Genomic DNA, 26,445 nt, shown 5'->3' on the forward strand with positions numbered 1-26,445 from the left:
CAGGAGCTGCCACTGATCTCAACCTAATCGACCTCTTGCCTGGAGGAACACTTCGCGAATGGTCAGGGCACGAGCATTCAGGGATACATAGATATCTGCTGCCAGCCTCCTCATTTATCTTAAGCCACGTCCAAAACTCACTTTGGCGGAAGAGGTTGATCAAAAAACGCAACCTTCTCTTGACTGGCTCGTTCCGACAGCGCCTTTACCGCTTCCTGCCTATCAACAGGTCTTTTTAGGTTGCTAATATTTACCTTTTCATAATATGCATTATATAGCATTTGAATAATTTTCTCTTGCAACATGGAGTTTTCTTTTTTCAATGAGCCAACTTCCGCTTTCAGCTTTTTAACTTGCTCCCTTGCCTCATTTAAAAGCTGATCGTCCACATCTTTTACAGCGCTATTATCTTTTTGATCCCTATAGCGCTCTCTCGCAGCCTCTACCCGTTGCTTTACCTCAGGGTAGTCTTTCATCAAGTTATAGATCGTTCCCTTGCTTAACTTATTAAAGTTTAGCACCTTTGCAACATGAGCCACAAAGGCTTCCATGCTGAATTTTCCCTCCCAGTGATCAATCTCCCTCTTTAGGACCTCAACATCCTTACTCGTGAACTTAGACATTAGAAATACCTATCAAACTAAGAATTGAGTCTGATCCGATAATATCTTGATCCCGAGGCTCACGATCCACGCCACGAGATATCAAGACCCTTTCAACGGGGTCTGGGTCATGCTCAGGCGGAATTGAAACAATCGCTCCATCTGGAACACTCTCATCCTCCAGGATACGAACCACAGTCTCTGCGGTTGTCAACCCAACTGCAAGCTCTTGGATTTTCTTCGATACCTCCTGAAAGTCTTGCCTATGCTTCTCCTCCCAGATATCAGCACCATGTACCTCGCTCTCTACTGCTTTTTTGGCCCTCTCAAACTGGAGTTTTAAAAAGTCTCGATGTTGCTTGAGATTTTCAAGTTTCTTCTCATCCCCTTTCACACACTTATGCTCTTTACATGTTAAACACTGGTGGGCCTTAAGACATGGGCTTTGGGCCCAGTCAGTCGTACAAAACCCATACAAAGTAGATTGCGCAGCACCCACCATCAGTTTGCCTAAGTCAATGAATGCAACTGGTTGGTTCATCCTAACTAGTTCAATGGCAGAAGGACGTTTTTTTAAATTGGCGAGAGCAACAGCGGGGTCAGAACTAAACTCTGGCACCATTACAGTCTTTGATGGCTCACGAATCTCTTCCTTTGTCCGCAAGTCATAGTGCGCGTTTTGTTTAATATCTACACGAGCAGCCCAATGTGCTATGGTCCAATCATCCATACCTGCCCGCTCAGCTACAGTAGACAACCAAACACGAATCTGATGTGAAGTTAATTTTATGTTTTCACCATCATCATTCACCTTGCCCATCCGCTCAAAGATAGAAGGAACTTTTGCAGTGTTCGTAACACGGCCACGTAATTGATCGTTGAGACGGTTGACATCTAAGGTGGCCCAAGAGAAATGGGAGACACTCTTTTGCTTATTAAACTGCTTGTCACAGTGAATAATCAAAGAATCCCATAATGGCTTATCTGAATCACCTGCTTTTGGCTGCTCCATCTCACCCTTAGAAAAACGTTCGCCGAAGTACCTACGTTGAACTTCCTGAGCAAGAGTTTTATAGGTAACATGCCCATTGGCATCTAAGCACTTGTTCACCCATGGGCCGACCTTCCTCCAAGCTGTAGGGCTGTCAACCTTACATTTATCAGACATCGCAATTCCCATTGCCGCACTGACCTGATGCGACGACAAACGCTGACTACGAGGATAATCTTTCGAAGTCAAGCATCCCTCATGATGAAAAAACTCTCCTGGATTGTCATACGCAAATCTAGCAGCCTTCCGTGCTGGCTCACCAATATTAATTAAGCGCCTCACGGCCTCTCGAACAGACGGCTCTAGCAGCTTAGGCACAACTTTCGAGTAAGCACCATAGCCTTTCTTACCATGCCACCTAACGTATAAATTTCCATCACGCTCTATCAAGCAATCAGTCGTAAGTGATGAAAGCTCACCTGCTCGGCTCGGTGCAAACATTAGCATTACAATCACGGAAGACCAAAACACATCCTCTTCAGCCTCTGCCTGTGCAAAACAGTCCGCCAGCGATGTGATTTCATGAAGAGTAGGCAAACGCTTCTCTTGCCACTTAACAGATTCAGAATCCGTCCTAATAGCCTTTGCAAGGGGTTTACGGTGCGGGCTTTTCCATTCAGGCAATCCGGGCACAAAACCTTTATCCCTTATGAATGAATAAATTGATACAAGAGCACCACCCACTTTATATCTAACATCTGGATTGTCGTAGCGAGACATCAAAGCCTTACTTGCTTTTTGCTGTACCACACCATCGACATTTAGTATGTCTGGGATTCCACCGAGACGCTCGTCCAAGAGGGCATCATGAAGGATCTTGAACGCATACATAGGAAAGTTTCCTATTGATGTCGTCTCCCTTATTGTCTGGTTATATCTTACATACGCTTTAACTTGAGAAAGAAACGGCTCCAGGAATGCGTCTTCATCTTTTGGGTAGCTGGGATTTGCCACTCCATGTCGAGTAAACGCAGCAGCACGCTTCCCGGTTCTAGTATGCTTCCAAACCAAATCTTCCCAATTATATATTGCCAACTCATCACGGCAATGGCGTATAAACTCACCTATATTCTGTTGTGCAGACAACTCCGCTTTAGGGACAAAGTGCGCGATAGTGTTCATTGACACTCTCCTTCCTTTCCATCCCTATTCGCAAGCTCACCTTTTCTTATTTCGCAAAGCTCTATCACCTTACGTATTGCCAGTACTAGGCGGTCACTTGAGTGAATAACAAGCTCGCTGCATCCTGCTTCCACCATCTGCTTGCGGCTTTGGAGCACCTCCTCCAGCGCCTCCTCATGAGGAGCATCCACCCATGGTTGAAAACGGCGGCATGTATAACAAGACCTCCAACCGCTTGGGCAAAAATCATAGCTCCCACAGGTACCGACATTTTCCATGCTATTCACTTTGATACGAGCCCTTACATCATCACCACGAACAGCATCATCTTCACTATCTACCAGTGTACCTGCCAGGGCTTGTGCAATAACAGTCAGAGGACCCTCCATCAACTCATTAATCCGGTCCGCTATTTCCGGCGATGTCTCTATATAATGGTTAACGTTCTGGCTGTCACGATGACCTAGGGCATACGCAAGGGCTATACCCGTCAGGCCCATCTTGGCGCAATTTGTGCCATAAGTGTAACGAAAGCGACGCGAAGAAAGTGTAAGCGGCTCTCCCGTGACTTCGGAAATGAGCGGGCACTGGCTAGTATACTCGTAACTGAGCAAGGACCTAAAGGCATGATCAGTCATGTGGAAATAGCTGGGCCTAGCCTTATGTTCTTCCATGAAAAGATGCTTTGAAGCCCCAGTTTTTTTGATAAATCGCTTAATCATAACCCAGCTTGGGAATAGCGGCATCTCTCGAGCTTCACTTTTTGTCAATGGCTTATCGAGGAAAGAGTTTATCTTGTCGATATTCTTATCTCTCAAGTTTGACACAACCAAATAAAGTGGTCTGTTAATCGGCTTGTCGAGAAGCTCTGAACGATAAGACTTAGACCTGCGCTCCTTTGCCATCGGCACTCTTAAAACAAAATTATCAGACACATTATTGTTTTGTTCATCTCGTGACACCAATATATCTTTAGATCTCAGCTTTCTCAGCTGTATAGAACGCTGCCCGGTTGTGGCTAGCAAGTATATTGCAGCATGTGTGTCATAGCTGATTTCTTTTTCACGCAATGCATCAGTTGCCCATTCCAAAATCCATCCCAACTCTGTCGATGTGTATGGTCCACTATATGGGCACCATGTTCTAACAGCTTTTCCTTTTATGTTCCCACGTACTTTTTGCTCTTCCAGCCAGTCGACTACAGCTTCATCTACTCCATCAAAACCCCATTGCTCCCAGTTATAAAGCAGCCCGCGTAATGTACCAAATCGGTACTCATTTTCATGTCCTAGACTTTCTCGCCAAGCTGCTAAGGAAGATATCGATACCTTATCAACACCTTGATCCCTAAGATAGGCTCCAAAGTAATTCTTTAAGTTTTTAACATGATCTACCGAGTGAGTCTCAAGATAACGAGCCAAGCACTTCTTTAACTCTTGCTTATACGGGAAGTTAACAAACGGCTCGCTATTGAAGCTCACGCTCGTTCCTGCATCGATCATCCACTGATCAGAAGACAAGTCAAACTCATATCCATATTTAGTAAAACATAGGCTTGAATTGAAAGCAGCTTTTTCAACTCGGCTAATAGTCACTGGTCACCTCCAATAATCGACATGTCAACATACTCCATCAACTCATCGACACCTTCCATAGTGACCTTATCGACCGCCTCTTTCACATACCTTTTAAGATAAGGTGCCGCACTGCTTTCTCTTGTCCACCCCATTACATCCATCAGAGCACTCTCGCGCTCTCGCTCACTTATAATCTTCATACCTAACTCAGGATTTGCTTTTGCCTGCGCATTATGAGCATCAACTTTCTTATTCCAAATATAAGCGAAAGCATGCCGAAACCCATGGGTTTTCAATCCATGAAACATTTTAAGATCTACTTTCTTGATGCGGCCAACAGCGTTATTCCAATTCACTAGTGATACAGGCTTTCCCCAGTGGTCATCCTTTCTGTGGTTTACAAAGAGCCAATTATGCTTCCGTGATGGTGTGGCGGCTCTTCGATCCTGCATCATATAATCTTCAATCTCTGCTGCCAGCCTCTCACTAATATAAATAGAACGCTCAGTCGTTTTTTGCGCGGGAGGCACGTTGCGCTCATCTATATGAGCATCATTTTTTGATGGCTTTCTGATATGAATCATCGGGGGAGAAGCAAGCAAGTCTAAGTGCCGTGAGTCTGTTCTCAGGCACAACAGCTCACCTATTCGCATCCCTGTTGCAAGGAGAACTTTGAACATCAGGGCATTGCGCTTTCGTGTAATTCCTCGAAAAGGAACCTTCGGGTTATCAGGATTCGACAGCTCTATGAGCTTCAGGAAGACTTTCGGGTGGGGAGCAATACTGAAAGGGTCTAATGCACCACGACTGCTGCTTGTCTTCGGCGTAAGAGCCACTAGGCGATAACGCATCTCATCAATGCATCTACGTACATTATTATTATGTAAGCGATTAGCATTTATGGTTTCAGCCACAAATACTAAAAACTTTGTGATATCACGTAGCCTCTGCACGCAAGTATCGACATCGACTCGTGGTGGCTGCTCGGCTTTTATCAATGATACTAAATTTTTTTTCCTCCTTGGCTTACCCCTATTCTTCTGAAATGTAGAATACCTTTTTATATCAACCCAGCAATACCAACGAAGGTCATTGCACGTCTTATCATCTAAGAACAAGCCTTTCTCAAATTCTGTTATGAAATCACGGCCAGTTTCACGCTCAAAGTCACGTAGATGCCTCAACCGGCTTGTAATGTTTCGAAGCGTATTGAAGGTTGACGCTGGTCTGCATTTGACCGTGATGTAGGCGGTGACCCAAAAATCGGGCACCCCATCCTCATCGAGTAGCGTGGGGAGAGTTTCACCGTGAGAGAGCTTGAGGTTCTTGGTATGCATGAGCTTTTTCTAGTCATTTTTATTAAGTATACATACTCCCCCCTGCATTTCAACAGTTTTTGTTGAGCGTCAAAAAGAAAACCCTGCAAAAGCAGGGCTTTATAAGGCATTCTGGGCATTTATGAGATAAGTTGTCCTTAGAACGGGATCTCGTCGTCGAAATCGTCGAAGCTGCCCGGATCAGGGGCACCATAGTTGCCCTGCTGCTGACCACCCTGCTGTTGGCCGCCTTGCTGCTGACCGGGCTGCTGCTGGCCGGCCTGCTGCGGTGCCGCCGCCGGGGCTGGCCGCGACTGGGGCTGCCCACCGCCATAACCGCCCTGCTGCTGCGGGGCGTTGCCGTAACCACCCTGCTGGGGCGCCTGGGTCTGCGCGCCGAAGCCCGCACCCTGGCCGGGGGCATCCCCGCCACGGGTATCGAGCATCTGCATGTCGTTGACCACGATCTCGGTGGTATAGCGATCCTGACCGTCCTGGCCCTGCCACTTGCGCGTCTGCAGGCGGCCTTCGAGGTAGACCCTTGATCCTTTCTTCAGGTACTGCTGGGCGATCTCGGCCAGTCGGTTGAAGAGCACCACCGAATGCCACTCGGTACGCTCCTGCTTCTGGCCGCTCTGCTTGTCGGTCCACGTGTCGGTAGTGGCGACGCGCAGGTTGGCGACGGGACTGCCGGAAGGCATGAAGCGGACCTCGGGGTCCTGCCCCAGGTTGCCGATGAGAATGACCTTGTTGACGCCACGGGCCATGCTGGACTCCCTATTGGTTGTATACACTCGTTGTCATGAATTCCCGGCGGTGCCCTGTCGGCACCTGCCGAACTGCTGGTCAGTTACCGCGGTCCTGGTCCGGCCGAACCAGACGGGCCAGGGCGTCCCTGTCGAGACGCCGCCGGTCCACCTTAAGATAGGCCAGCCGCTCCTCGGGTACGACCAGTACGTCTTCAACGCCGGCCACCTCGGCGAAGCTCGCCATCAGGGTATCCAGTGCATCGTCCTGCTGGTCTTCATCCAGCTCGATCACTTCGCTCGTGAGGTGGGGTGGCGCCGGCATGCCCAGCATCAGCAGCCACCATATGCCGGCCAGCAGGGCGCTGCCAACGAAGACCGCAGGCAGCCCCCACTGCTGGGCCAGAAAGCCACCCAGCAAGCCACCCAGAAAGGCGCCCAGGAACTGGCTGGTGGAGTAGACGCCCATGGCCGTGCCCTTGGCCCCTGCCGGGGCCAGCTTGCTGAGCATCGACGGCAGCGTCGCCTCGAGTAGATTGAAGGCCGTGAAGAACAGCAGCAGCCAGGCGAACAGCGCCCAGGCGCCGGTACCGATACCGGCCAATCCCGCCAGGCTGACGGCAATGGCCCCGATCGCCAGCAGGCACATGCCCTTCATGCGCTGGCGCTTCTCGGCCAGCACCACCAGCGGCACCATGCAGAGAAAGGCCAGCAGCATGATGCCCAGGTAGGTCAGGCCGTGCCGCTCGACGCCGATGCCCGCCTCGAGCAGACGAAAGGGCACCGCGACGAAGATCGCCATCAGTACCAGGTGCAGGGCGAAGATCGACAGGTCGAGACGCCACAGGTCGGCCCGGGTGAGTATGGCCTTCAGCTGCTGACGGTCGATACCCACATCGCGATGGCGCATGCGGCGGGGCGCCGGCGGCACCAGCTTCCACAGCACCAGGATCCCCACGGCAGCCAGCATGGCGGTAAACCAGAACACCGACGACAGCCCGAAGGACGCCGCCAGCCAGGGGCCGAGCACCATGGCCACCGCGAAGGCCACGCCGATGGAGAGCCCGATGGTGGCCATGGCGGCCGTACGCACCTGCTCCCGAGTCTGGTCCGCCAGCAGCGCCATGATCGCCGCGGCAACGGCACCGCTACCCTGAAGGCAGCGGCCCAGGATCACGCCACCGATGGTATCCGCACCGGCTGCCACCACGCTGCCGAGCAGGAACAGCAGCAGTCCGCCGGCAATCACCGGCTTGCGACCGATACGATCGGAGAGCAGGCCGAAGGGAATCTGCAGTATCGCCTGGGTCAGCCCGTAGACCCCCAGGGCCAGCCCTATCAGTAGTGGCGTGGCGCCGGCCAGCTCATCGGCATAGAGCGCCAGCACCGGCAAGACCATGAACAGCCCCAGCATCCGGGTGGCATACAGGCTCGCCAGGCCGGTGATGGCCCGCCGTTCGGTGGCTAGCAGCAGTCCAGAGACCTTGCGCATAGAGTGACGAGAATCCATGGGTAGGCGGGCTCGAGGCCCTTAGGTGAACCGCCTATTCTATCGGTTCCGGACCACACAGGAAACGTCCCCGCCACAGCCGCTTTGCTGCCCGGTGTACCGCGGACGTATAATCGAGGTTTTGCCGTGCGTCACGAGGTGGGAATGGACAGAATACTGGTCAGGGGTGCCCGCACTCACAACCTCAAGCAGATCGACGTCGACCTGCCCCGGGACAGCTTGATCGTGGTCACAGGGCTCTCCGGCTCCGGCAAGTCATCGCTGGCGTTCGATACGCTCTATGCCGAAGGCCAGCGCCGCTACGTCGAGTCGCTCTCCACCTACGCCCGCCAGTTCCTGTCGATGATGGAAAAGCCCGACGTGGACCATATCGAAGGCCTGTCGCCGGCGATCTCCATCGAGCAGAAGTCCACCTCGCACAACCCGCGCTCCACCGTGGGCACCATCACCGAAATCTACGACTACCTGCGCCTGCTGTTCGCCCGGGCCGGCACACCGCGCTGCCCGGAGCACGGCGAGGAGCTCGAGGCGAGCACCATATCGCAGATGGTCGACCAGGTACTCGCGCTGCCAGAAGGCAGCAAGCTGATGCTGCTGGCCCCGGTGGTCAAGGGGCGCAAGGGCGAGCATCTGCAGCTGATTGCCGAGCTCCGCGCCCAGGGCTTCGTGCGCGCCCTGATCGACGGCCAGGTGCTCGAACTCGACGACATCGCCCCGCTGGACAAGAACAAGAAGCATGACATCAGCGTGGTGGTCGACCGCATCAAGGTTCGCGAGGGTCTTCAGCAGCGGCTGGCGGAATCCTTCGAGACGGCGCTGGGCCTGTCCGACGGCATCGCCATGGTCCACTTCATGGACGGCGAGGCCGACGACATCATCTTCTCGGCGCGCTTCGCCTGCCCGGTATGTGGCTACGCCATCGCCGAACTCGAGCCCCGGATGTTCTCGTTCAACAACCCGGCCGGCGCCTGCCCCAGCTGCGACGGCCTGGGTGTACAGCAGATCTTCGATCCCCACAAGCTGATCAGCCACCCGGAGCTGTCGCTGGCCGAGGGGGTGATCAAGGGCTGGGACCGACGCAGCGTCTACTACTTCAGCCAGCTGCAGGCGGTGGCCAGCCACTACCGCTTTGCCCTGGAGACGCCCTGGCAGGAGCTGGCCCGCCATGAGCGGGACGTGATCCTGCATGGCAGCGGCAGCGACGAGATCGCCTTCAGCTACGTCAACGACCGCGGCCGCAAGGTCACCCGGGAGCACCCATTCGAGGGGGTACTCCCCAACATGCAGCGCCGCTACCGCGAGACGGAATCGAGCATGGTCCGCGAGGAGCTGGCGCGCTATATCGCCGACCAACCCTGTCCCAGCTGCCACGGCTCACGCCTGCGCCTCGAGTCGCGCCACGTCTTCATCGACGAACGCACCCTGCCCCAGATCGTCGAGCTGCCCATCGGCGAGGCCTGGGACTACTTCCGCCAGCTGACGCTGCCCGGTCGCCGCGGCGAGATCGCCGAAAAGATCATCAACGAGATCCATGCCCGGCTGGAGTTCCTGGTCAACGTGGGGCTCGACTATCTCAACCTGGAGCGCAGCGCCGACACCCTCTCGGGTGGCGAAGCCCAGCGTATCCGCCTGGCGAGCCAGATCGGCGCCGGCCTGGTCGGCGTCATGTACATCCTCGACGAGCCCTCCATCGGCCTGCACCAGCGCGACAACGACCGCCTGCTCAAGACGCTGATTCACCTGCGCGACCTGGGCAACACCGTGATCGTGGTGGAGCACGACGAGGATGCCATCCGCGCCGCCGACCACGTGCTGGATATCGGCCCCGGCGCCGGTGTGCACGGCGGGCGGATCGTCGCCCAGGGCACCCCCGAGGATGTCATGGCCAGCCCCGACTCACTGACCGGCCAGTACCTCTCCGGCAAGCGCCGCATCGAGATACCGCCCTGGCGCATCCCCGGCAACCCCGAGAAGCAGCTGCGACTGACCGGTGCCAGCGGCAACAACCTGCACGATGTGACCCTCACCCTGCCACTGGGGCTCTTCATCTGCGTCACCGGCGTCTCCGGGTCGGGCAAGTCGACGCTGATCAACTCGACGCTGATGCCCATTGCCGCCAGGGAGCTGAATCGCGCCACCACCTTGACGCCTTCCGCCTATGAGTCGATCGAGGGACTCGACCAGCTCGACAAGGTGATCGACATCGACCAGAGCCCCATCGGACGCACCCCGCGCTCCAACCCGGCCACCTACACCGGCATCTTCACGCCGATCCGCGAACTCTTCGCCGGCACCCAGGAATCTCGCTCACGGGGCTACAAGCCCGGGCGCTTCTCGTTCAACGTCAAGGGTGGCCGCTGCGAGGCGTGCCAGGGCGAGGGGATGATCAAGGTCGAGATGCACTTCCTGCCGGACATCTACGTCCCCTGCGACGTCTGCAAGGGCAAGCGCTACAACCGCGAGACCCTGGAGATCCACTACAAGGGCAAGAGCATCCACGAAGTGCTGGAGATGACCGTCGAGGAGGCGCTGGAGTTCTTCAGCCCGGTGCCGGCCATCGCCCGCCGCCTGCAGACACTGCTCGACGTGGGGCTCTCCTACATCCGCCTGGGGCAGAGCGCCACCACCCTCTCCGGCGGCGAGGCCCAGCGCGTCAAGCTGGCCCGGGAGCTGGCCAAGCGCGATACTGGCAAGACGCTCTACATCCTCGACGAACCCACCACCGGGCTGCACTTCGAGGATATCCGCCAGCTGCTGACCGTTCTCCACCGCCTGCGCGACCACGGCAACACCATCGTGGTCATCGAGCACAACCTCGACGTGATCAAGACCGCCGACTGGATCGTCGACCTCGGGCCCGAGGGCGGCTCCGGCGGCGGACGCATCATCGCCGAGGGCACCCCTGAGCAGGTGGTGAAGATCGAGGCCTCCCATACCGGGCGCTTCCTCAAGCCCATGCTGGAACGAACCAAGGCCCAGCAGGCCGAGCCGAAAGCCACGGCGTAGGCTGGAAATATGAGAGTGCGCAAAAAAAGGATCTTCACACTTTGGCGTGAAATGGCAAGGGAAGTCATGGCCACGCTGTAGGAGTATCTTCAGATCACGACTGGAGGCCGAAGGACTCCCGGCGGCGTTACCGATGGTCGCGGTTATTGCCAGCGCGGCAGCCGCCGCCGGGCGCCTATCGGCGCCAGTCGCGATGGGAACCAGCGCTCCAACAAGGAGCGCCTGCGTCGCTGTCGTCGAGCCCCCTTCCGCAATGCAGCCTATGCAGAGCAGGTTCACGCCAAAATGCGATGAACCCAAAAAAACCGGCTCCCAAGGGAGCCGGTTTTTGCATTGCTGCTACAGCGTTGCCGGGCCAGGCCCGAAGCCGAGGATCACTCCTCGACGGCAACTTCTTCCTCGGACTCGACGATCGGACGATCGACCAGCTCGACGAAGGCCATCGGCGCGTTGTCGCCGGTGCGGAAACCGCACTTGAGAATACGGACGTAACCGCCCGGACGCTCGGCGTAACGCGGGCCCAGCTCATTGAAGAGCTTGCCGACCGCTTCCTTCGAGCGGGTACGGCTGAAGGCCAGACGACGGTTGGCGACGCTGTCCTGCTTGGCCAGGGTGATCAGCGGCTCGATGACGCGACGCAGCTCCTTGGCCTTGGGCAGGGTTGTCTTGATCACTTCATGTTCGACCAGCGAGACGGACATGTTCTTGAACATGGCCTGGCGGTGCGAGCTGGTACGATTCAGGTGACGACCACTCTTACGATGACGCATGGTTGCTATTCCTTACCAAACTGGGACTCGAGTCGACGCTCACGCAGAGGCCTTGTCGTCCTTCAGGCTTGCCGGAGGCCAATTCTCCAAACGCATGCCCAGGGACAGACCGCGTGCTGCCAACACGTCCTTGATTTCGTTCAAAGACTTCTTGCCGAGGTTCGGCGTCTTCAACAGCTCGACTTCGGTGCGCTGAATCAGATCGCCGATGTAGTAGATATTCTCGGCCTTCAGACAGTTGGCGCTGCGGACGGTCAGCTCGAGATCGTCTACGGGGCGCAGCAGGATGGGATCGATGTGATCCTCTTCCTCCTCGACTTCCTGTTCCTTGTCGGCTTCCAGGTCGACGAACGCTGCCAGCTGCTCCTGCAGGATGGTGGCGCTGCGACGGATCGCTTCCTCGGGGTCCAGGGTGCCGTCGGTCTCAAGATCGATGATCAGCTTGTCGAGATCGGTACGCTGCTCGACACGGGCGGCATCGACCGCATAGGAGACACGGCGCACGGGGCTGAAGGTGGCATCCAGCTGCAGGCGGCCGATGGCACGGGACTCATCGTCGGCGCCGACACGGGCATCCGCCGGCTCGTAGCCGCGACCACGGGCAATCTTCAGCTGCATCTTGAGCTCGGCGCCCTCGTTCACGTGGGCGATGACGTGGTCGGGATTGACGATCTCGACGTCATGGTCAAGAACGATGTCACCCGCTGTCACCACGGCCGGGCCCTGCTTGTTCAGCGAGAGCACCGCCTCGTCACGACTGTGCATGCGGATGGCCACGTCCTTGAGGTTCAGGAGGATCTCGATGACATCTTCCTGAACACCCTCGATCGCGCTGTACTCATGCTCAACACCCGAGATCTCGACTTCCACCACGGCGCAGCCGGGCATGGACGAGAGCAGAATGCGACGCAGCGCATTGCCCAGGGTGTGGCCAAAGCCACGCTCGAAGGGCTCGAGTACGATCTTCGCGTGATGAGCGCTGATCTCTTCGACCTTGATATCGCGCGGACGGAGAAACTCTGTCACTGAACGCTGCATAACTACACCTTTGAGGCTGCCTAACGGTTACTCGGTACTCGTTGCCGGCCCCGAGGGGCCGGCACGACGCGGTCAGCGACGCTTACTTCGAGTACAGCTCGACGATCAGGTTTTCGTTGATGTCGGCAGACAGGTCGCCGCGTTCCGGGATAGCCTTGAAGGTGCCTTCCATCTTCTTCGCGTCCACCTCGATCCAGACCACCTCACCGCGATTGGCGGCGATGGAGAGCGCACTCTGGATGCGCGCCTGGTTCTTGGCTTTCTCGCGAATGGAGACCACGTCACCGGGCTTGACCTGGTAGGACGCCACGTTGACGGTGCGGCCGTTGACGGCGATGGCCTTGTGGCTCACCAGCTGACGTGCTTCAGAGCGGGTGGAACCAAAGCCCATACGGTAGACGACGTTGTCCAGTCGGGTTTCGAGCAGCTGCAGAAGGACTTCGCCAGTAGCGCCGGAGCGACGGGCGGCTTCCTTGTAGTAGCTGCGGAACTGCTTTTCGAGTACGCCATACATGCGACGCACTTTCTGCTTCTCGCGAAGCTGCAAGCCGTAGTCTGAAAGACGTTGACGGCGCTGGCCGTGTACACCCGGGATCTGCTCGGATTTACACTTCTTCTCGAAGGGAGTCACACCGCTCTTCAGAAAGAGGTCGGTGCCTTCACGACGAGACAGTTTGCACTTCGGTCCAATATAACGAGCCATGAATCTGTCTCCTTAAACGCGGCGTTTCTTCGGCGGACGGCAGCCATTGTGGGGAATGGGCGTCGCGTCGGTGATGCTCTGCACGCGGAAGCCGGCAGCGCTCAGAGCGCGCACGGCGGATTCACGGCCAGGACCGGGGCCCTTGACCAGCACGTCGACGTTTTTCACACCATACTCGGCTGCAGCAGTTGCTGCACGTTCGCTTGCCACTTGAGCAGCGAACGGGGTGCTCTTGCGAGAACCACGAAAACCCGAACCACCGGCAGTCGCCCAAGAGAGAGCGTTGCCCTGGCGGTCTGTGATCGTCACGATCGTGTTGTTAAAAGAGGCGTGGATATGCGCGATGGCATCCACTACCTGCTTTTTAACCTTTTTACGGTTGCTACGCGGGTTAGCCATGTTGATGTCGTTTCCTGTCTTTACGCCAGAACGTGCGTGTTACTTGCGAATCGGCTTGCGCGGTCCCTTGCGGGTACGCGCATTGGTCTTGGTACGCTGACCACGCAGCGGAAGACCGCGACGATGACGCAGACCACGATAGCAACCCAGGTCCATGAGACGCTTGATATTGAGCGTCACATCACGACGAAGGTCGCCTTCTACGGTGTACTTGCCGACTTCACTACGCAGGGCATCCACTTCTTCAGAGGAGAGCTCCTGAATCTTTGCAGTCGGCGCGATGCCGGTGGCGACACAAATCTGCTGTGCACGCGTGCGGCCAATCCCGAAGATATAGGTCAGCGAGATCGCCGCATGCTTGTTGTCCGGGATATTGACGCCTGCAATACGGGCCATCAGCTTACTCCGAAATTTGAGCGGCTTGCTCGTTTAGTCACTACAAAAGGCGCAACAGCATACCCCTTTACCCGATGAAGGGCAAGGGGCATGCCGGCACCGCTTTCAACACACGCCAGAATCAACCCTGGCGCTGCTTGTGCCGCGGCTCGATGCAGATGACGCGAACGGCGCCATTGCGACGAATGATCTTGCAGTTACGGCACATTTTCTTTACGGAAGCTCGAACTTTCATCGTTCCTTACTCCAAAATCGGCTCGTGGCGCAGGAGCTCCGGCGATGCGCATCAGCGCATGATGCCGCCGCTGCCATAGCCCTTCAGGTTGGACTTCTTCATCACCGAGTCATACTGGTGCGACATGAGGTGCGACTGCACCTGGGCCATGAAGTCCATGATCACCACGACAATGATCAGCAGCGCGGTACCGCCGAAGAAGAACGGCACGTTCCAGGCCACGATCAGGAACTGGGGCATCAGGGAAACCGCAGCGATGTACATGGCACCGAACAGGGTCAAACGCGTCATGACCTTGTCGACATAGCGAGCAGTCTGTTCACCAGGGCGTATGCCCGGCAGGAAGGCGCCCGACTTCTTGAGATTGTCGGCGACATCCTTGGGGTTGAAGACCAGCGCTGTGTAAAAGAAGCAGAAGAATATCACCGCCGCGCCGAAAAGCAAGATATACAGTGGCTGACCAGGACCGAGGGCCTGGGAAGCGCGCTGCAACCACTCCATGCCGTCGCCGGCTCCAACCCACTGCCCCAGTGACGCGGGGAACAGCAGGATGCTGGAGGCGAAGATGGCCGGAATGACGCCCGCCATGTTCACCTTGAGCGGCAGGTAGCTGCTCTGGCCGGCATACATCTTGTTGCCGACCTGACGACGCGGGTAGTTCACCGTGATTCGGCGCTGGCCGCGCTCGATGAACACCACGAAAGCCACGGTGGCGACACCCAGTACGGAGAGTGCCAGCAGCGGCAGCACGTTCCAGGCACCTTCGTTGCGAGCCAGCTCGAAGGCCTGCCCCACGGCACCCGGAAGCCCGGCGACGATACCGGCGAAGATCAGCAGCGAGATACCATTGCCGATCCCCTTCTCGGTGATCTGCTCACCCAGCCACATCAGGAACACCGCACCGGTCACGAAACTGACAATGGCGGTGAAGTAGAAACTGAAGTCTGCCGTGTAGGCAATGCCCTGGCTCGCCAGCCCCACCGACATGCCGGTGGCCTGGACGAAGGCCAGCACCACCGTGCCGTAGCGGGTGTACTGGCTGATCTTGCGGCGGCCGGCCTCGCCTTCCTTCTTGAGCTGTTCAAGATGGGGCGAGACCGCGGTCAAGAGCTGCATGATGATCGACGCCGAGATGTACGGCATGATCCCCAGCGCCATGATGCTCATGCGCTCCAGCGCACCACCCGAGAACATGTTGAACATGCCCAGGATGGTACCCTGCTGCTCCCTGAACATGGCAGCAAGCTGGTCAGGATTGATACCGGGCACGGGGATATGGGCACCAATACGGTACACCACGATGGCGAGGAGCACGAAGCGCAGACGCGCCCACAGTTCACTCAGACCGCTGCCCATCGCCGGCATGTTTCCTGACTTGGCCATTTAGTCCTCTACCTTGCCACCGGCGGCTTCGATTGCGGCACGGGCACCCTTGGTGACCTTGATGCCGCGCACGGTAACCGCCTTGTTGACGTCGCCGGAAAGGATGATTTTCGCATGCAGCGTGGCATCCTTGAGCACGTTGGCTTCCTTGAGGGTCGCCATGGTGACTTCATCACCCGCGACCTTCGCCAGCTCGCTCAGACGCACCTCTTCGGAGACCAGCGACTTCGCGGAGGTAAAGCCGAACTTGGGCAGGCGCCGCTGCAGCGGCATCTGGCCGCCCTCGAAGCCGGGCTTCACGCTGCCACCGCTACGGGACTTCTGGCCCTTGTGGCCACGGCCACCGGTCTTGCCCAGACCGGAGCCGATGCCACGACCGACACGCTTTTCGGCGTGCTTGGAACCCGGTGCCGGGCTCAGGCTATTGAGTTTCATGGATTACTCTCCCTCAACACGCACAAGGTAATTAACCTTGTGGATCATGCCGCGAACGGCTGGGGTGTCTTCCAGTTCAACCGTATGACCAATGCGACGCAGACCCAGGCCCTTCATGGTGGCCTTGTGCTTGGGCAGTGTGCCGATGGTACTGCGGGTCTGGGTAACCTTGAGTGTTGCTGCCATGGTATTTACCCCGTAATCGCGTCGACAGACAGGCCGCGCTTGGCGGCGATGTCGTCCGGCGACTGCATGGAAGCGAGGCCCTTGACGGTTGCCCGCACCACGTTCACCGGATTGGTGGAGCCGTAGCACTTGGCCAGGACGTCATGGACGCCTGCCAGCTCGAGCACGGAGCGCATGGCACCGCCAGCGATGATCCCGGTACCTTCGGAGGCCGGCTGCATGTACACCTTGGAGGCGCCGTGACGGGCCTTGACCGGGTACTGCAGGGTATGGCCCTTCAGGCTAACCTTGACCATGTTGCGGCGCGCCTGGTCCATGGCCTTCTGGATCGCGACCGGCACTTCACGCGCCTTGCCACGACCGAAGCCCACACGACCATTGCCGTCGCCGACGACGGTCAAGGCGGTAAAGCCGAAGATCCGGCCACCCTTGACCACCTTGGCGACACGGTTGACCTGTACGAGCTTTTCCTGCAGGTCGCCGGTGTTCTGTTCGTTCTTCGCCATCGTAAAACCCTTTAGAATTCCAGGCCGCCTTCACGTGCGGCGTCGGCCAGGGCCTTGACACGGCCGTGGTACTTGAAGCCGGCACGATCGAAGGCTACCTGGGTGATGCCTGCCTGCTTGGCACGTTCGGCAATCAGCGCACCCACCTTGGCGGCGGCGTCCGAGTTACCGGTCGCACCCTCGCGCAGGTCCTTGTCCAGCGTGGAAGCGCTGGCCAGCACCTTGCCACCATCCGGCGAGATAATCTGCGCATAGATGTGACGCGGGGTACGGTTGACGCACAGGCGATACACGCCCAGCTCGCGGATCTTGGCGCGAGCGCGGCGGGCACGACGGAGACGAGATTCTTTCTTCGCGTTCATAACCCTGCCTTACTTCTTCTTGGCTTCTTTGCGACGCACCTGCTCGTCGGCGTACCGTACACCCTTGCCCTTGTAGGGTTCCGGGGGACGGAAGGCGCGGATTTCCGCAGCGACCTGGCCGAGCTTCTGCTTGTCCGCGCTTTTCAGCACGATCACGGTGTTCTTCGGCGTTTCCGCTGAGACACCATCAGGCAGTGTGTAGTCGACCGGGTGCGAGAAGCCCAGTGTCAGGTTGAGCGTCTGGCCCTTGGCCTGGGCACGATAGCCGACGCCGATGATTTCCAGGGACTTGGTGAAGCCCTCGGAGACGCCGGTGACCAGGTTCTGGACCAGTGCGCGTGTGGTGCCGGCCATGGCCCAGGACTTGGCGGTCTTGCTCGGGTTGAAGGTCAGCTGACCCTCTTCCTGAGCGACGACCACGTCCTGGTGAACGGTCATGGACAGCGTGCCCTGGCTGCCCTTGACGGTCAGCTGGTCGCCATCAAGCTTGATGTCGACGCCGGCAGGCACTTTAACCGGATATTTGGCTACGCGGGACATTCCAAACTCCTAGAATACGGTGCAGATGACTTCGCCACCGACGCCCGCCTGGCGAGCGGCACGGTCGGTCATCACGCCCCGGGAGGTGGTGACGATCGCGACACCCATGCCATCCGCCACCTTGGGCAGTGCAGACTTGCCCTTGTACTGGCGCAGAGACGGCTTGGAAACCCGCTGCAGGTGCTCGATGACCGGCCTTCCCTCGAAGTACTTGAGGGTTACGGTCAGCTCGGGCTTGGTGCCTTCAGCCACCGCGAAGTCGGTGATATAGCCCTCTTCCTTCAATACGCGGGCCACCTCGACCTTGAGCTTCGAAGACGGCATGGTGACCGTCTCCTTGGTGGCCATCTGCGCATTGCGGATACGAGTGAACATATCCGCCAGAGTGTCTTGCATGCTCATTTACGTTGCGCTCCTGATGATTCCGTGGCGGCTTACCAACTGGACTTCTTCAGCCCAGGGACTTCGCCACGCATAGCGGCTTCACGCAGCTTGTTGCGGCCCAAGCCGAACTTGTTGTAGTAGCCGTGCGGACGACCGGTGATGCGGCAGCGGTTACGCTGACGTACCGGGCTCGAGTCACGCGGCAACTGCTGCAGCTTGAGCGTTGCGTCGAAGCGCTCTTCTTCAGAAGTGTTCACGTTCTGGATGATCGCCTTGAGCTCGGCGCGCCGGGCCGCATACTTCGCGACCAGCTTGGTGCGCTTGAGCTCACGCTCTACCATGCTCTTCTTTGCCATGATCCAACCCTTATTTCTTGAACGGGAAGTTCAGCGCGCTCAGCAGCGCACGACCTTCGTCGTCGGTGTTGGCAGTGGTGGTGATGGTGACATCCAGACCACGAATCCGGTCGATCTTATCATACTCGATCTCCGGGAAGATGATCTGCTCACGCACACCCATGGAGTAGTTGCCGCGACCGTCGAAGGACTTCGGGTTGAGACCACGGAAGTCACGCACGCGGGGTATCGCGATGTTGACCAGGCGATCGAGGAATTCCCACATGCGCTCACTGCGCAGGGTCACCTTGATGCCGATCGGCCAGCCTTCGCGCACCTTGAAGCCCGCAATGGACTTCCGTGCCTTGGTCACCAACGGCTTCTGACCGGAGAGCTTCTCCAGGTCGCCGACGGCATTCTCGATCAGCTTCTTGTCGCTGGTCGCGTCGCCGATGCCCATATTCAGAGTCACCTTGGTGATCCGCGGCACCTGCATCACGTTGGCGTAGCTGAACTGCTCTTTGAGCTGAGCCACCACCTCGTTCTGATAACGTTCTTTCAAGTTCGCCATTTTGCTACCCGACTCGCGTTAGGCGTCGATCTGCGTCTGCGTCGACTTGTAGATACGTACCTTGGTACCGTCTTCCTGAACCTGGAAGCCGACGCGATCCGCCTTACCGGTCTCCGAGTTGAAGATCGCCACGTTGGACGCGTGAATCGGAGCCTCGCGCTCGACGATACCGCCCTGCTTGCCCGCCATAGGATTGGGCTTGGTGTGACGCTTGATCATGTTCACACCGGACACCACAAAGCGTTCCTCTCCGAGGACGCGCTTTACCGTGCCACGCTTGCCCTTATCCTTGCCGGCGATGACGATCACTTCATCGTCACGTTTGATCTTTTGCATATCCGCCTCGCTCCTTACAGCACTTCGGGCGCCAGGGAAATGATCTTCATGAACTTCTCGTTGCGAAGCTCACGTGTCACCGGTCCGAAGATACGGGTACCGATCGGCTGTTCGTTGGTGTTGTTCAACAGAACTGCCGCATTTCCATCGAAGCGGATCAGCGAGCCGTCGGGACGACGGACACCGCTGCGGGTGCGAACCACAACCGCCTTGAGGACCTGGCCTTTCTTGACCTTGCCACGCGGAATGGCTTCCTTCACCGTGACCTTGATGATGTCACCCACGCGAGCGTAGCGACGGTGTGAACCGCCAAGCACCTTGATGCACTGCACCCGGCGCGCTCCGCTGTTGTCGGCGACATCCAGCATTGTCTGAGTCTGAATCATCGGTTTTCTCCAAACCTAATCTGACTGCTCTCGCCGAGCTCAGCCTTTGGCGTGCTCGACCACCTCGACCAGGGACCAGGCTTTCTTCCTGGACAGCGGACGGCATTCCTGGATGGAAACCGTGTCGCCGACCTTCGCCTGATTTGTCTCGTCGTGGGCGTGCAGCTTGGTGGAGCGCTTGACGTACTTGCCATAGATCGGGTGCCGTTCACGGCGCTCGATCATGACGACGATGGACTTCTCCATCTTGTCGCTCACCACCTTGCCGGTGAGCGTACGAGCTTTCTTTTCTTCGGCCATCTCAGTCACCTGCCTTCTCGTTGAGCACAGTCTTGACGCGGGCGATATCCCGACGGACCTGCTTGAGCAGATGAGTCTGGCTCAGTTGGCCAGTGGCCTTCTGCATGCGCAGGTTGAACTGCTCGCGGAGGAGTTCGAAGAGCTGCTCACGCAGTTCGTCTACTGACTTTTCACGAATTTCCTGGGCTTTCATCACATCACCGTCCGTTTCACAAAGGTGGTGGATATGGGCATCTTCTGGGCCGCCAGGGAGAAGGCTTCACGAGCCAGCTCTTCCGACACCCCTTCGATTTCATACAGGACCCGGCCAGGCTGGATCTGTGCGACCCAGTACTCGACGGAGCCCTTGCCCTTGCCCATACGAACTTCGAGCGGCTTCTTGGAAATCGGCTTGTCAGGGAATATGCGGATCCAGATCTTGCCGCCACGCTTGACGTGACGAGTGATCGCACGACGGCCGGCTTCGATCTGGCGCGCCGTGATACGGCCGCGACCGGTTGCCTTCAGGCCATATTCCCCGAAGCTGATCTTGCTTCCGCGATGCGCCAGGCCACGGTTGCGGCCCTTCATCATCTTGCGGAATTTCATGCGCTTGGGTTGTAACATCGACTCGCTCTCCCCTTACCTGGAACCTTTCTTCTTGGAGGGCGCGGCCTGCGGCTGTTTAGCCTTGGCGCGGACCTCTTCGATGCCCCCGAGGATTTCACCCTTGAAGACCCAAACCTTGACACCGATGATGCCGTAAGTGGTTTTTGCTTCGTAGGTGGCGTAGTCGATGTCCGCACGCAGGGTGTGAAGCGGCACGCGGCCTTCGCGGTACCATTCGGTACGTGCGATTTCCGCACCACCGAGGCGACCCGACAGCATCACCTTGATACCACCGGCACCCAGGCGCATGGCGTTCTGCACGGAACGCTTCATGGCACGACGGAACATGACGCGACGCTCGAGCTGGCCGGCGATGTTCTGCGCGACGAGCTTGGCATCCAGTTCCGGCTTGCGGACTTCTTCGATGTTGACGTGCACGGGCACGCCCATCATCGCCGTGACGTCGCGACGCAGACGATCAACGTCTTCACCCTTCTTGCCAATCACGATGCCCGGACGGGCGGTGTGAATGGTAATGCGGGCGTTGTTCGCCGGACGCTCGATGTGGATGCGACTCACGGACGCATTCTTCAGTCGCTCCTCGAGGAAACGACGCACTTCGAGATCATTATTCAGCTTGTCGGCGTAGGCACCGCGCTCGGCATACCACACCGAGGAGTGATCCTTGACGATACCCAGCCGAATACCTGTCGGATGTACTTTCTGACCCATCTGGTCGACTCCTACTTCTCGGCTACCTTGACGGTGATGTGGCAGGTGCGCTTCAAAATGCGATCCGCACGGCCCTTGGCACGCGGCTTGATGCGCTTGAGCGTCATGCCCTCATCGACGCAGATGGTCGAGACACGCAGCTCGTCGATATCCATACCGTTGTTTTCTTCCGCATTCGCGATGGCGGACTGAAGCACCTTCTTGACCAGCTTGGCAGCCTTCTTCGGTGAGAAGGTCAGCAGGTCAATTGCTTCGGCGACCGGTTTACCGCGCACCTGGTCAGCCACCAAACGGGCCTTCTGGGCGGATAAACGAGCGCCACGCAGCTTAGCTGTGACTTCCATCTCTCAATCCTCTCTGGCTTACCGTTTGGCTTTCTTGTCCGCCGCATGCCCGCGATACGTGCGGGTGGCAGCGAATTCGCCCAGCTTGTGGCCAACCATTTCCTCGGAGACGTGCACCGGGACGTGTTGGCGACCGTTATGGACAGCAATGGTGAGCCCGACCATATTCGGCAGGATCATGGAGCGACGCGACCAGGTCTTGATCGGTTTGCGGTCGCTCTTCTCCACTGCAGCCTCAACCTTCTTCAACAGATGAAGGTCAATGAAGGGACCTTTCTTCAGTGAACGTGGCACAGCCGTTACCTCTTAATGTCTTGGCGTATGGTCTCAGCCCCGTGCCTTGCGGCGACGGATGATGAGCTTGTCGGTGCGCTTGTTCTTGCGCGTCTTGTGGCCCTTGGTGGGAACGCCCCACGGGGACACCGGGTGACGACCACCGCTGGTGCGGCCTTCGCCGCCGCCGTGCGGGTGATCCACCGGGTTCATGGCCACACCGCGAACGGTCGGACGCACGCCTCTCCAGCGCTTCGCACCGGCCTTGCCAAGTTGACGCAGGCTGTGCTCGGAGTTGCTCACTTCCCCCAAGGTCGCGCGGCACTCTGCCAGCACCTTGCGCATCTCGCCGGAGCGCAGACGCAGGGTGGCATAGTTACCTTCACGAGCGACCAGCTGGGCGCTGGTGCCGGCGCTGCGCGCGATCTGGGCACCCTTGCCGGGCTTCAGTTCGATGCAGTGCACGGTGGAACCCAGCGGGATGTTACGCAGCGGCAGGGTGTTACCCTTCCTGATCGCCGCGTTGACACCAGACTCGAGACGGTCGCCGGCCTTCACGCCCTTGGGCGCGATGATGTAGCGACGCTCGCCGTCCAGATACTTCAGCAGCGCGATGTGGGCGCTGCGGTTCGGGTCGTATTCCAGGCGCTCGACGACGGCGGGAACGCCATCCTTGGTGCGCTTGAAGTCCACGAGCCGATAATGCTGACGGTGACCACCGCCCACGTGACGGGTGGTGATGCGGCCGTTGTTGTTACGTCCACCGGAGCGCGACTGCTTCTCGAGCAGCGGTGCATAGGGCTTGCCCTTGTGCAGATCCTCGCTGACGACCTTGACGACGTGGCGACGACCGGCGGATGTGGGTTTTGTCTTGACGATTGCCATGATCCGTACTCCTGCCCTTATTCGGCGCCAGTGAAGTCTTCGAGCGTCTCACCGGCGGCCAGGGACACATAAGCCTTGCGGTAGCCCTGGCGACGGCCCAGACCATTCGCGGAGCGCTTGGTCTTGCCCTTGACGTTCAATACCTGGACGCGATCGACCTTCTTGCCGAACAGGACCTGAACGGCCTGCTTGATTTCCGGCTTGGTCGCGTCACTGGCCACCTTGAACACGTACTGGTTGTTCTCAGCGGCGAAAGCGGCCTTCTCGGTCACGTGCGGACCAAGCAGAACCTTGAATACGCGTTCCTGGTTCATGCCAGCTTCTCCTCGAATTTACGCAGAGCAGAGACGGTGACCAGCACCTTGTCGAAGGCGATCAGGCTCACCGGGTCGGCAGCAGCCACATCCACCACATCCACGTTGGGAATGTTGCGGGCGGCCAGATAGAGCTTCTCGTCGACTTCCTCGGTGACGATCAGCACTTTCTCGAGGTTCAGCTCCTTGAGCTTGGCCACCAACTCCTTGGTCCGGGGCGCCTCGACGGTGATCTCGTCGATCGCCACCAGACGCTCCTGGCGAACCAGCTCGGAGAGAATCGCGCGCATGGCCGCACGGTACATCTTGCGGTTGACCTTGTGGGAGTGATCCTGCGGGCGAGCCGCAAAGGTCACACCACCGCTACGCCACAGGGGCGAGCGAATGGTACCGGCACGAGCACGACCGGTGCCCTTCTGGCGCCACGGCTTCTTGCCACCGCCACGCACGTCGGAACGGTTCTTCTGGGCACGGGTTCCCTGACGACCACCGGCCAGATAGGCGGTGACGACCTGGTGAACCAGCGCCTCGTTGAATTCTTTGCCAAAGGTGGCGTCGGCGACTTCGACAGTGCCCGCGCCTGCAGCTAGATTCAGATTCATCGGTTCTATCCCCTTCAGCCAGCCTTGACGGCGCTGCGAACAATGACGTCGCTGCCGGTAGCACCGGGTACGGCGCCCTTGACCAGCAGCAGGTTGCGTTCGGCGTCGACACGGACAATTTCCAGGCTCTGCACGGTGCAGCGGACATTGCCCATCTGGCCGGCCATCTTCTTGCCTTTGAAGACACGACCCGGGGTCTGACACATGCCGATGGAACCCGGCGCGCGGTGCGACAGTGAGTTGCCGTGGGTGGCATCCTGGGTACGGAAGTTCCAGCGCTTGACGGCGCCCTGGAAGCCCTTGCCCTTGGAGGTACCGGTCACATCAACCATCTGACCAGCTTCGAAGAGGGATACGGTGAGTTCGCCGCCCACTGCCGGAGCCTCATCGCCTTCTGCAAGGCGGAACTCCATCAGCGCACGACCGGCCTCGACACCTGCCTTGGCATATTGACCTGCCTGGGCCTTGGTGAGGTGCTTGGCCTTGCGGGAGCCGGTTGTGACCTGAATCGCTGCGTAGCCGTCGGCTTCGACAGACTTGACGCTGGTGACGCGATTCGGCTCAACCTCGATCACGGTTACGGGCACAGAGGCGCCATCTTCGGTAAAGACACGGGTCATACCGGCCTTTCTACCGACTAAACCGATAGTCATTCTCAGTCTCCTTTAGTGTACGGGGCTATCACCCGCTATGGCTGCCCTTTCCAGAGCATTCCACTAGCACGTTGTATGACGCCATCCCGGCGTGGCGGCTGCTGCTCATGCTAGCTCTTCAAAAGAGGCGATGAGCGCTGGGCCGCGGGGTGTCTAGTGTAGTCAGTCGAGCTTGATCTGAACGTCCACGCCAGCGGCGAGGTCGAGCTTCATCAGGGCATCGACAGTCTTCTCGGTCGGCTCGACGATATCGAGCACACGCTTGTGAGTGCGAATCTCATACTGATCGCGCGCGTCCTTGTTGACGTGCGGAGAGATCAGGATGGTGTAGCGCTCACGATTGGTCGGCAGCGGGATCGGCCCACGTACCTGAGCACCGGTACGCTTGGCGGTTTCAACGATCTCCGCGGCGGACTGGTCGATCAGGCGATGGTCGAAAGCTTTCAACCGAATGCGAATCTTCTGGTTCTGCATTTGCCCTAAACTCCAATGGATGTCGACGGCGTCGGCCGTCTACCCACGCATTCAAAGGATGCGCATTATAGGCACGTCGCGTGCGAGAGTCAAACACTCTGCCCGCGGTGCGCAGAAAGGGGGCTCCAACCGGAGCCCCCTTCGATCATTCCAGCGAAAACCGCTTACTGGATGATCTTGGCCACGACGCCAGCGCCGACGGTACGGCCGCCTTCGCGGATGGCGAAGCGCAGGCCGTCATCCATGGCGATCGGAGCGATCAGGGTGACAACCATCTTGACGTTGTCGCCCGGCATGACCATCTCGACGCCTTCCGGCAGTTCACAGGTACCGGTCACGTCAGTGGTACGGAAGTAGAACTGCGGACGGTAGCCCTTGAAGAACGGCGTGTGACGACCACCCTCTTCCTTGGACAGCACGTAGACTTCGGCTTCGAAGACGGTGTGCGGATTGATGGAGCCCGGCTTGGCCAGAACCTGACCACGCTCGACGTCATCACGCTTGGTGCCACGCAGCAGGGCGCCGACGTTCTCACCGGCACGACCTTCGTCGAGCAGCTTGCGGAACATCTCGACGCCGGTCACGACGGTCTTGGTGGTGTCGCGGATACCGACGATCTCGACTTCCTCGCCAGCCTTGACGATGCCACGCTCGATACGGCCGGTGACCACGGTGCCACGACCGGAGATGGAGAAGACATCCTCGATCGGCATCAGGAACGGCTGGTCGATGGCGCGCTCCGGCTCCGGGATATAGTCGTCCAGGGCCTTGATCAGGTTGGCAACGGCGGTGGTACCCATGCCGTTGTCGTCCTTGCCTTCCAGCGCCATCAGGGCAGAGCCGGTGATGATCGGGGTGTCGTCGCCCGGGAAGTCGTACTCGCTCAGCAGCTCGCGAACTTCCATCTCGACCAGCTCGAGCAGCTCTTCGTCATCGACCATGTCGGCCTTGTTCAGGAACACGACGATGTACGGCACGCCGACCTGACGCGAGAGCAGGATGTGCTCGCGAGTCTGCGGCATGGGGCCGTCGGCGGCGGAACAGACCAGGATAGCGCCGTCCATCTGGGCAGCACCGGTGATCATGTTCTTGACGTAGTCGGCGTGTCCCGGGCAGTCGACGTGAGCGTAGTGACGCTGCTCGGACTGGTACTCGACGTGGGAGGTGGCGATGGTGATGCCGCGCTCACGCTCTTCCGGTGCGTTGTCGATGGTGTCGAATTCACGCCAGTCGCCGCCGAACACCTCGGCAGAAACGCGAGTCAGGGCCGCAGTCAGAGTGGTCTTGCCGTGGTCGACGTGACCGATGGTGCCGACGTTGACGTGCGGTTTGGAACGTTCGAATTTTTCCTTAGCCACTTCGATAACCTCTTTACGTTAGCTAAA

At 58.2% G+C, this 26,445-nt stretch carries 36 protein-coding genes; 1 reads left to right on the forward strand and 35 read right to left on the reverse strand.

Annotated features, from left to right (window positions below):
* Window positions 1–137: 137 nt before the first annotated feature.
* The 6 genes from LY622_RS22155 to LY622_RS22180 all read right to left on the reverse strand — a co-directional run bounded on the left by LY622_RS22155 (window position 138) and on the right by LY622_RS22180 (window position 7,906).
* The gene (locus LY622_RS22155) at window positions 138–551 is read right to left on the reverse strand and encodes a hypothetical protein (RefSeq protein ID WP_234292915.1); all 414 of its coding nucleotides are present in this window, start codon (window positions 549–551) and stop codon (window positions 138–140) included.
* A 64-nt stretch (window positions 552–615) separates the two neighbouring features.
* The gene (locus tag LY622_RS22160; RefSeq protein ID WP_234292917.1) at window positions 616–2,775 is read right to left on the reverse strand and encodes a hypothetical protein; all 2,160 of its coding nucleotides are present in this window, start codon (window positions 2,773–2,775) and stop codon (window positions 616–618) included.
* Window positions 2,772–4,370, reverse strand: coding sequence for a site-specific integrase (locus LY622_RS22165; protein WP_234292919.1), 1,599 nt, complete (start codon window positions 4,368–4,370; stop codon window positions 2,772–2,774). The genes LY622_RS22160 and LY622_RS22165 overlap by 4 nt, the downstream gene beginning before the upstream one ends.
* Window positions 4,367–5,689 (reverse strand): site-specific integrase, encoded by a 1,323-nt coding sequence (locus LY622_RS22170; protein WP_234292921.1) that lies wholly within the window; start codon window positions 5,687–5,689, stop codon window positions 4,367–4,369. The genes LY622_RS22165 and LY622_RS22170 overlap by 4 nt, the downstream gene beginning before the upstream one ends.
* 137 nt (window positions 5,690–5,826) lie before the next feature.
* Entirely contained in the window at window positions 5,827–6,435 is a 609-nt protein-coding gene (gene ssb / locus LY622_RS22175) for a single-stranded DNA-binding protein (protein WP_234292923.1), read from the reverse strand.
* Window positions 6,436–6,514: 79 nt separating this feature from the next.
* Complete coding sequence (locus LY622_RS22180; RefSeq protein WP_234292925.1) at window positions 6,515–7,906, reverse strand: MFS transporter; 1,392 nt, start codon at window positions 7,904–7,906, stop codon at window positions 6,515–6,517.
* 162 nt (window positions 7,907–8,068) lie between these two features.
* On the opposite strand from LY622_RS22180, the gene uvrA reads away from it, so the two are divergent.
* Window positions 8,069–10,930 (forward strand): excinuclease ABC subunit UvrA, encoded by a 2,862-nt coding sequence (gene uvrA / locus LY622_RS22185; RefSeq protein WP_234292927.1) that lies wholly within the window; start codon window positions 8,069–8,071, stop codon window positions 10,928–10,930.
* A 374-nt stretch (window positions 10,931–11,304) separates the two neighbouring features.
* Here uvrA and rplQ read toward each other — a convergent pair whose 3' ends face one another.
* The 29 genes from rplQ to tuf form a co-directional block, all read right to left on the reverse strand.
* Entirely contained in the window at window positions 11,305–11,700 is a 396-nt protein-coding gene (gene rplQ / locus LY622_RS22190; protein WP_066443693.1) for a 50S ribosomal protein L17, read from the reverse strand.
* 39 nt (window positions 11,701–11,739) lie between these two features.
* Complete coding sequence (locus LY622_RS22195) at window positions 11,740–12,738, reverse strand: DNA-directed RNA polymerase subunit alpha (RefSeq protein WP_043518283.1); 999 nt, start codon at window positions 12,736–12,738, stop codon at window positions 11,740–11,742.
* An 82-nt stretch (window positions 12,739–12,820) separates the two neighbouring features.
* Window positions 12,821–13,441 carry a 30S ribosomal protein S4 gene (gene rpsD / locus LY622_RS22200; protein WP_043518281.1) on the reverse strand — a complete coding sequence of 207 codons (621 nt, stop codon included), beginning with the start codon at window positions 13,439–13,441 and terminating at the stop codon, window positions 12,821–12,823.
* 12 nt (window positions 13,442–13,453) lie between these two features.
* Window positions 13,454–13,840: a 30S ribosomal protein S11 gene (gene rpsK, locus LY622_RS22205; protein WP_043518279.1), complete on the reverse strand. Its 387-nt coding sequence runs from the start codon at window positions 13,838–13,840 to the stop codon at window positions 13,454–13,456.
* A 39-nt stretch (window positions 13,841–13,879) separates the two neighbouring features.
* On the reverse strand, window positions 13,880–14,236 hold the full coding sequence (gene rpsM / locus LY622_RS22210; protein WP_234281040.1) for a 30S ribosomal protein S13: 357 nt from the start codon (window positions 14,234–14,236) through the stop codon (window positions 13,880–13,882).
* Between the two features lie 121 nt (window positions 14,237–14,357).
* Window positions 14,358–14,471, reverse strand: a complete 114-nt coding sequence (gene rpmJ, locus LY622_RS22215) for a 50S ribosomal protein L36 (protein ID WP_009099023.1) — start codon at window positions 14,469–14,471, stop codon at window positions 14,358–14,360.
* Window positions 14,472–14,522: 51 nt separating this feature from the next.
* The gene (gene secY / locus LY622_RS22220; protein WP_234292929.1) at window positions 14,523–15,854 is read right to left on the reverse strand and encodes a preprotein translocase subunit SecY; all 1,332 of its coding nucleotides are present in this window, start codon (window positions 15,852–15,854) and stop codon (window positions 14,523–14,525) included.
* Complete coding sequence (gene rplO / locus LY622_RS22225; RefSeq protein WP_234281038.1) at window positions 15,855–16,289, reverse strand: 50S ribosomal protein L15; 435 nt, start codon at window positions 16,287–16,289, stop codon at window positions 15,855–15,857.
* A gap of 3 nt (window positions 16,290–16,292) precedes the next feature.
* The gene (gene rpmD, locus LY622_RS22230) at window positions 16,293–16,475 is read right to left on the reverse strand and encodes a 50S ribosomal protein L30 (protein WP_066452141.1); all 183 of its coding nucleotides are present in this window, start codon (window positions 16,473–16,475) and stop codon (window positions 16,293–16,295) included.
* 5 nt (window positions 16,476–16,480) lie between these two features.
* On the reverse strand, window positions 16,481–16,981 hold the full coding sequence (gene rpsE / locus LY622_RS22235) for a 30S ribosomal protein S5 (protein WP_066443679.1): 501 nt from the start codon (window positions 16,979–16,981) through the stop codon (window positions 16,481–16,483).
* An 11-nt stretch (window positions 16,982–16,992) separates the two neighbouring features.
* Window positions 16,993–17,343: a 50S ribosomal protein L18 gene (gene rplR, locus LY622_RS22240; protein WP_066443671.1), complete on the reverse strand. Its 351-nt coding sequence runs from the start codon at window positions 17,341–17,343 to the stop codon at window positions 16,993–16,995.
* Between the two features lie 9 nt (window positions 17,344–17,352).
* Window positions 17,353–17,883, reverse strand: a complete 531-nt coding sequence (rplF, locus tag LY622_RS22245) for a 50S ribosomal protein L6 (RefSeq protein ID WP_234281037.1) — start codon at window positions 17,881–17,883, stop codon at window positions 17,353–17,355.
* A gap of 9 nt (window positions 17,884–17,892) precedes the next feature.
* Window positions 17,893–18,285 (reverse strand): 30S ribosomal protein S8, encoded by a 393-nt coding sequence (gene rpsH, locus LY622_RS22250; RefSeq protein WP_066443667.1) that lies wholly within the window; start codon window positions 18,283–18,285, stop codon window positions 17,893–17,895.
* Between the two features lie 32 nt (window positions 18,286–18,317).
* A complete protein-coding gene (gene rpsN, locus LY622_RS22255; protein ID WP_066443658.1) occupies window positions 18,318–18,623 on the reverse strand; it encodes a 30S ribosomal protein S14 in 306 nt (101 codons plus the stop codon).
* A 10-nt stretch (window positions 18,624–18,633) separates the two neighbouring features.
* Window positions 18,634–19,173 (reverse strand): 50S ribosomal protein L5, encoded by a 540-nt coding sequence (gene rplE / locus LY622_RS22260; protein WP_234281035.1) that lies wholly within the window; start codon window positions 19,171–19,173, stop codon window positions 18,634–18,636.
* Window positions 19,174–19,191: 18 nt separating this feature from the next.
* Window positions 19,192–19,509 carry a 50S ribosomal protein L24 gene (gene rplX, locus LY622_RS22265; protein WP_234281034.1) on the reverse strand — a complete coding sequence of 106 codons (318 nt, stop codon included), beginning with the start codon at window positions 19,507–19,509 and terminating at the stop codon, window positions 19,192–19,194.
* A gap of 14 nt (window positions 19,510–19,523) precedes the next feature.
* Window positions 19,524–19,895 (reverse strand): 50S ribosomal protein L14, encoded by a 372-nt coding sequence (gene rplN, locus LY622_RS22270; RefSeq protein ID WP_008959163.1) that lies wholly within the window; start codon window positions 19,893–19,895, stop codon window positions 19,524–19,526.
* Between the two features lie 39 nt (window positions 19,896–19,934).
* Entirely contained in the window at window positions 19,935–20,195 is a 261-nt protein-coding gene (gene rpsQ, locus LY622_RS22275) for a 30S ribosomal protein S17 (protein ID WP_234281033.1), read from the reverse strand.
* A 1-nt stretch (window position 20,196) separates the two neighbouring features.
* The gene (gene rpmC, locus LY622_RS22280; protein ID WP_066443645.1) at window positions 20,197–20,388 is read right to left on the reverse strand and encodes a 50S ribosomal protein L29; all 192 of its coding nucleotides are present in this window, start codon (window positions 20,386–20,388) and stop codon (window positions 20,197–20,199) included.
* On the reverse strand, window positions 20,388–20,801 hold the full coding sequence (gene rplP, locus LY622_RS22285) for a 50S ribosomal protein L16 (protein ID WP_066443642.1): 414 nt from the start codon (window positions 20,799–20,801) through the stop codon (window positions 20,388–20,390). The genes rpmC and rplP overlap by 1 nt, the downstream gene beginning before the upstream one ends.
* Window positions 20,802–20,816: 15 nt before the next feature.
* On the reverse strand, window positions 20,817–21,515 hold the full coding sequence (gene rpsC / locus LY622_RS22290) for a 30S ribosomal protein S3 (RefSeq protein WP_066443639.1): 699 nt from the start codon (window positions 21,513–21,515) through the stop codon (window positions 20,817–20,819).
* Between the two features lie 11 nt (window positions 21,516–21,526).
* Complete coding sequence (rplV, locus tag LY622_RS22295; RefSeq protein ID WP_018917732.1) at window positions 21,527–21,859, reverse strand: 50S ribosomal protein L22; 333 nt, start codon at window positions 21,857–21,859, stop codon at window positions 21,527–21,529.
* Window positions 21,860–21,877: 18 nt separating this feature from the next.
* Window positions 21,878–22,153, reverse strand: a complete 276-nt coding sequence (gene rpsS, locus LY622_RS22300) for a 30S ribosomal protein S19 (protein WP_008959165.1) — start codon at window positions 22,151–22,153, stop codon at window positions 21,878–21,880.
* A gap of 33 nt (window positions 22,154–22,186) precedes the next feature.
* Window positions 22,187–23,017, reverse strand: coding sequence for a 50S ribosomal protein L2 (gene rplB / locus LY622_RS22305; RefSeq protein ID WP_234281032.1), 831 nt, complete (start codon window positions 23,015–23,017; stop codon window positions 22,187–22,189).
* A 17-nt stretch (window positions 23,018–23,034) separates the two neighbouring features.
* The gene (gene rplW, locus LY622_RS22310; protein WP_066443635.1) at window positions 23,035–23,331 is read right to left on the reverse strand and encodes a 50S ribosomal protein L23; all 297 of its coding nucleotides are present in this window, start codon (window positions 23,329–23,331) and stop codon (window positions 23,035–23,037) included.
* On the reverse strand, window positions 23,328–23,933 hold the full coding sequence (gene rplD / locus LY622_RS22315; RefSeq protein WP_043518300.1) for a 50S ribosomal protein L4: 606 nt from the start codon (window positions 23,931–23,933) through the stop codon (window positions 23,328–23,330). Before rplD ends, rplW begins: the two co-directional genes overlap by 4 nt.
* A 14-nt stretch (window positions 23,934–23,947) precedes the next feature.
* Window positions 23,948–24,586 (reverse strand): 50S ribosomal protein L3, encoded by a 639-nt coding sequence (gene rplC / locus LY622_RS22320; protein WP_066443633.1) that lies wholly within the window; start codon window positions 24,584–24,586, stop codon window positions 23,948–23,950.
* 162 nt (window positions 24,587–24,748) lie between these two features.
* The gene (gene rpsJ, locus LY622_RS22325) at window positions 24,749–25,060 is read right to left on the reverse strand and encodes a 30S ribosomal protein S10 (protein WP_016419080.1); all 312 of its coding nucleotides are present in this window, start codon (window positions 25,058–25,060) and stop codon (window positions 24,749–24,751) included.
* 164 nt (window positions 25,061–25,224) lie between these two features.
* On the reverse strand, window positions 25,225–26,418 hold the full coding sequence (tuf, locus tag LY622_RS22330) for an elongation factor Tu (RefSeq protein ID WP_066443631.1): 1,194 nt from the start codon (window positions 26,416–26,418) through the stop codon (window positions 25,225–25,227).
* Window positions 26,419–26,445 lie beyond the last annotated feature (27 nt).

The organism is Halomonas alkalisoli, from assembly GCF_021412585.1.
GTDB lineage: Bacteria > Pseudomonadota > Gammaproteobacteria > Pseudomonadales > Halomonadaceae > Halomonas > Halomonas alkalisoli.